At 52.9% G+C, this 5,857-nt stretch carries 4 protein-coding genes; 1 reads left to right on the top strand and 3 read right to left on the bottom strand.

What is annotated here, in order from left to right:
* The coding region (locus tag H096_RS24820; RefSeq protein WP_033901982.1) for a methyl-accepting chemotaxis protein at nucleotides 1-922 on the top strand (922 nt) is incomplete at its 5' end.
* 223 nt (nucleotides 923-1,145) lie between these two features.
* Here H096_RS24820 and H096_RS24815 read toward each other — a convergent pair.
* The 3 genes from H096_RS24815 to H096_RS24805 form a co-directional block, all read right to left on the bottom strand.
* A complete protein-coding gene (locus H096_RS24815) occupies nucleotides 1,146-1,913 on the bottom strand; it encodes a hypothetical protein (protein WP_051422193.1) in 768 nt (255 codons plus the stop codon).
* A gap of 1,732 nt (nucleotides 1,914-3,645) precedes the next feature.
* A complete protein-coding gene (locus tag H096_RS24810) occupies nucleotides 3,646-4,539 on the bottom strand; it encodes a TniB family NTP-binding protein (protein WP_033901979.1) in 894 nt (297 codons plus the stop codon).
* A partial coding sequence (locus H096_RS24805) for a DDE-type integrase/transposase/recombinase (protein ID WP_033901980.1) occupies nucleotides 4,536-5,857 on the bottom strand: 1,322 nt, incomplete at its 5' end. The genes H096_RS24810 and H096_RS24805, both read right to left, overlap by 4 nt.

Below are 5,857 nucleotides of genomic sequence, written 5' to 3'. Positions count from 1 at the left end.
TCGCCTTTGGCGCCGGGGACAGGAAGGGGGGTTGGCCGGACGCATACCGCTGTCCGACATGCAAGGCAACCTCAAGACAACAGTGCAACAGATTGCCGACGCGTCCAACCAACTCGCCTCAGCAGCAGAAGAACTGACTGCAGTGACGGAAGACAGCACACGTGGACTTGTTCGCCAAAATGATGAAATCCAGCAAGCTGCAACTGCCGTCAATCAAATGACCGCCGCGGTCGAGGAGGTAGCGCGAAACGCCGTCAGCACTTCCCAAGTTTCGAGCGAAACCGCAGCAGAAGCCAGCAAAGGACAACGCCAGGTGCAGCAGGCTGTCAGCGCCATGAATACCATGGCCTCGGACATCACCCACTCGACACAGCGAGTTGAAACCCTGGCCGGTCAGATCCGCGACATAACCAAGGTGTTGGACGTAATTCGCAGTATCGCAGAACAGACTAATTTGCTGGCGCTTAACGCGGCTATCGAAGCTGCGCGTGCTGGTGAGCAGGGTCGAGGCTTCGCGGTGGTCGCAGATGAAGTGCGGGCATTGGCTCACCGTACCCAAGCGTCTACTGGCGAGATCGATACGATGATCAAGCTGGTGCGCGCAGGCGCTGACGAAGCTGTTGAGTCGATGATGAAGAGTCAGGAAATGGCCCTTAGTACCCAGACACTGGCTACCGAAGCCGGGCTGGCATTGGAGCGCATCAGCGAAGGTGTCAGCCAGATTAACGAGCGCAACTTGGTCATCGCCAGCGCTGCCGAAGAACAGGCTCAAGTTGCTCGCGAGGTGGATCGAAACCTGGTGAACATCCAAGACCTGTCAACTCAGACCGCCGCAGGCGCGAATCAAACCAATGCCTCTAGCCAAGAGTTGTCACGTCTTGCGATCTCGTTCAACACGTTGGTAGGTAAGTTCAAGCTGTGATCAGTGGTTCTCCGAGCCCGCGAAACGTTGGAGATCTTGGCGTTTCCGCGCTATTTGTGCACAGTTTGGGAGTTTCAAACCCCGGCGCCGATGTCATCGTCGGTTCAAAACACGGATGTGAACTGACCAGCACTGTGGCTCCCCGCTTCGCAGTGACCCTGCGAAGAGCCAGGTCTTGCGTTTTGGAGCCCATGGGCTGATCTGGTTATCAGCCCAATCATCGTCATCGTGTAGCCGAGTGTCCCGGAACCCAGTAATCAATCGTCTCAAGCTTTACATTGAAGCCCTCTTTACCAAGCACTGTAAAAGGGACGTACACCAATTTCTTTTTGTTCACTCGGCGCACACCATGGAAGTGCATCAGCGCTATTTTGATCCAGGTGCGTTCAAATGCCTTCCCATCCCCGCCGCTAGCGATCATCGCGCTCAACTCGTTCTCTAGCCTCTGCGTTCTAGCATGCGCCTTAGCCCGATCGCTTACCGTTAATTCGAGACCCAAATTATGAGTTCGATTCAGGTAGCTCACGAATCCCTGCGCCGCCGCTTTTTGGCCCGGCACCAGTGTCATATATCTCGTGAAAGTTTTTTGTGTTGGAACTGCATCAAAGGTTGCAGATGCAGTTTCAAGCACTCCTTTGGCTGCTCGGAGCGCGAGTCGAATTGATCGGAAAGTCGTGCTGCCTTCACCTTGCTTTGATAGCAGATAAGACCGGTAGCCCAGCAGCATTTTTGACGCGGTGCCGTCAGGCAGCGAATTAATCAACTCATCAATCCTCCGCTTTTCAGAATGCTCTTCTCGTAGCGCGTCATCGGCCACAACCCCATAACGCTCTTCTAGCCAGAGCATGGGCGTTTGCATCCGACGCAAGCCGTCAGCTTGGAAGTGGCCGAGTAGAGAGACATAGGGAGGAATCCCAGTGCTTTGGGTTTTCAGAAATCTGAAGAATGGGAGATAGCTTTTTAGCTTTAGGAAGGCTTTGTGCGCGCCCATATGCTGGTTGAGCCATATGCAAAACTTGTCGAATAAGTTTCGCGTGTGTGCTTGATCTAACAGCTCTCTACACACCCTAGCTCGGCGATGAAAAGCGGCTTTCCAGGCACATGATTCACAATCCTTCTTTCGACCTGCAGGCATTGATTCGCCACAGGAAGCACAACTGATACTTCCTTGCTCTACGCAGGCTTTGCAACGCATATGACCATCAGGTCCACATAGAAGCTTTCGGTGACGTCGGCAGCAGGGACAGGTCGCTGAACTTTTTCTCACACATTTGGGGCAGCATCGGGCACTCGCGTCGATGCTAAGCACACGTGTCAGCCGGGTAGAAAGTGTTCCGCATTTGTCGCATGGTTCAGGCGCCCGAAAGTGGTGAGCGCAACTGTTACATGCCGGCCCATCGGGCGTGATCATACCCACGGGCCGTCCGGTCCGATTACAACGTACGCAGGCTACGGATAGCTCACATTGACGGCATTTGGCGCTTTCATTGAACACCGGCAATCTTGCGAAATTACCACAACCTGAACAAAGTAAGCGCTTGAATAGTTTCGGGTAGCAGGTCCCACAAAAACGTCGTCCACCATGAGTCCTTTTGGCTTTGGCCATGGGCCTCTGGCATTCATCACACCGCATCGGTGTCGGCTGGGCGACCGTCATCGTTGTAGCTTCCTAAGCAATCTGTGCCATCTCATCATTACATTCTTGTGGGATCGTGGCGCGTCGTCCTGATGCCGCTCTTTCTCCACAGGCTGTCGACTTCTAAGAGCAGTCTCCAGGTCCGCGAGAGGCCCTGGAGACTCCTCCCAAGGCGATAGCAGTAATGACGGGGCAACAGAATTGTGAGCTGCCGCCTCTACAAACCGTTCCGGCCCTGCTTGTAATATAAGCCAGACACTGGATAGGAGGTGAGCACGTTCTTTCGGAGTCAGGTATTCAAATGGAAGTCCTGTGGCAGGAGCGGTGAAGTCATCAAGATTTATGCCCAAGCAGTTGAAGAACCTTTTTGTACCAGAACTACGTGCTCTTGCGGCCGAGCGCAGTGCTCTCAGCATCCATTTGCTGAGGTGGAACCAGTCGGATATTGAAAGGACATCATGCCCGTAATATTGAGGTTTTCCCGCGAACAATCCGTCAGCGGCGTTTTGAAAGACCAGAGCGTCACAAACAGACGCTTCACTCGATGCCAGTTTGAGTTCAAATCTGCAGCGATGACATCGGGCGAGATCAATCTCTGGCGGCATGATCAAGTGGGGGCATAGCGGAGCGCCACAACATTCGCAACGATCAACCAATGTCGTGTGGTGAATCGTACACGCTGTGTGCCACGCCAGTCGGCTTTCTATTGGGTAGTAGGGAACACTGTCTGAAAAGCATTTTGGGCAGTACTGCAAACCTCCACACCGCCGTCGGCTACGATTTCCCAGGCAGAGGATCCATGGCGCAATCGTCTTGGGAAAACCTTGGGCGCCACTCAACGCGCTATAAATTGGACTAAGAGTAGATTCTTCGAGTTGGCGGGCAGATAGGCCTGATGACATCGCTAAAAGCGTCAGCTCCTCGTTGTTCAACGTCCTGTCGAGGTCGCGACACCATGGCCGCTTGCCAGGCCATAATTCATTGGTAAGCGTAGTTGGATCACATCCCAAAACCAGCGCGCTCCTCACTAACCAGGATGAGATTATCTCATCCTGCAGGAGTGGCGGTACGATAGGCCAAGCGGGCGCTAGAGGACTCGCACTCGGGTGCCATCTGTGCCTGTTGGGCGCATCCATTGGTTTTTCTCGAGCAGGCGCCGATCAATTACTTCAGAGCCTGACTGGATAGCTTCTTTTGCGCACTCTCGTAGCAAATACTCAATGTTGCCAGTTATGCCGTCGGAGATTGCGCATATTAAAGTCGTCAGCTCTGGCGAATATAGCTTCGAAGGATGTTTTAGAGGTAGTGCGGACTCAAAGCTCTTCAAAAAGCCTTGAAACTCTGCGTTCGCTGTCCAGTTAGGGAGCGACACGACTTCAAACCTGCTCGCATACTGGGGGTCAAGTGTCAGCAAGCTCAATGCATTCCGTGTGCCTACGAGAACCAAGGGTATCCGAAGTGTATTTGCGAGCATCTTCAACTCGTTCATCAAATCCATTCGCCTTGCATTCGACCCGTTATTCACCGTGTGGATCTCGTCGATGATGAGCATTCGCGTGCGCGCATCGCGGATCAGGTGCATGGCTTGATGTCGAAGCTTGGCAAGCGGGGCACCAGGGTTATGAGGCGCCCAAAACTGAGTCAGGATAGCGTTGTAGAGCTCTCTTTCATCAGGCTTATGTACTTCAGCGCAGAGGATCGGGCGAATGCTTATACCCTCATCGCTAACGTAAGACTCTCCTGCTATGTCTTTGAAACGAGTTATAACCGTGGTCTTTCCCGAGTTAGACGCGCCTACCACCATTAGATTTGGCATTCTCGGACGCTCCGGTTTTCTCATAAGACCACCGAGAATATCCATGAGCTTGCTGGCTGCCCTATAGTCAACCCAGCGTGGTTCGTCCAAGAATTCGATACGCTGGAGATCTGTCATTTTCATGACATCTCTGAATGCCGGCGCTACATGAGTATAGTCAGTCACCAGACATCTCCGAATGTACCAACGTCATCGATGGACAATAGCCCTGAGGGAGCAGGAATTGCGGGCGAATTTGGTTTTGGAGTAGCTCTAGGCTCAGGCCTGGCTGGCGTCGTCTGTTTCGAGTTGTTCTTACGTTTCTGAACGCTCCTGCGTGCCGATTTCGTACTCGCAGCAGCCTGGATTTCCTGTTGCCTGTTTTCATCCATAAGCCGTTCGATCACCGCCTCGTTTACAGCGTCTAACCCCTCTTTCCTAGCTTTCCTTTTGGCGTTCACGTATTCAGCAACAGTTGCGCCCAGGTAGTGGGCACGAATAATTGGTACTTCGAAATATTCCTTCAGCGATGGGTCATAAAACCAAATTCTATTGATGTCTCGGGGATCCCGACGGAATAAGAATTTGCGGGCCTTTCCAGTCTTCTGATCTTTAGCGCCCACCCATGGACGCAGAGCTTCGGCAAAATACATAGCGTCCATCTCTACCCCATATGGATTTATGGTCCGGCGCGACGCTGGGAGGAAGTCGAGCTGGAACGTCCAGGGGTTTGCGACCCGCGGCGGGAGAGGCAGGATCGCCGTCGATTCGCGATCGCCAAAGAACGCTAAATTCCACTTTCTGATTGGCGCCATACCAATCTCTTGGTGGTATTCATTGTTGTATTTGATGATATTTCTAACAAGTCGGGTTTCATACTCGTCAAATGTGTAGATAGCCTTTTTCTCGGAGTCGTACCCCTGCCGCTCAGTCGTATTGCTAAACGTTGTGCCTTTGTCCAGTTTGTTTATGCCCGAAAACGTGCCCATTAAGCGCTCGATTTTTGCCCCCCAGTGAGGAGTCTTGCGAGGGCGAAACTCACGCTTGATATCATGATTAGAGCAAGACTGAATAAGGTTGTGCGCTTTGAAATCAGAGCCATTGTCGGTGTGCACAGTCACAGGCTTCCCCCAGACAGGCCATTCGGTATCCACGCCATGAAGGGCGAGCCAGTTTTCCTTTGGCAGTATGGAGTGCACCAAGCACATTGCGACTGACACGGCCGAAGGCGCGCTCATCGACAGGAAGTATCCAGTGATCATTCTTGAGTAGACGCAGATAGCAAGGGTCAGCCAAGGTCTGCCTATGGGTCTCCTGTGAACGTCATCCACGATGATCATATCTGCGGGTGTATGGTCGATCTGCACGATCTCGAGTGGATACTCGGTGTGAAGTCCGCCGGGGCGGGGATCATATTTGTTCCCAGCGAGCTCTTTGTATCCTCGTGCTCGTAAGACTGCGGATTGCATGACTATCCGGACACCCATTCCACCGACATCTGGAC

This window comes from Pseudomonas sp. FH1, assembly GCF_000510895.2.
Classification (GTDB): domain Bacteria; phylum Pseudomonadota; class Gammaproteobacteria; order Pseudomonadales; family Pseudomonadaceae; genus Aquipseudomonas; species Aquipseudomonas azotoformans_A.
This window is presented reverse-complemented; position numbering and strand designations above follow the sequence as displayed.

What these genes read in the sequence shown, in the direction of transcription:
- H096_RS24815 (WP_051422193.1), bottom strand. Translation starts at nt 1,913, where the DNA reads ATGGGCGCGCACAAAGCCTTCCTAAAGCTAAAAAGCTATCTCCCATTC.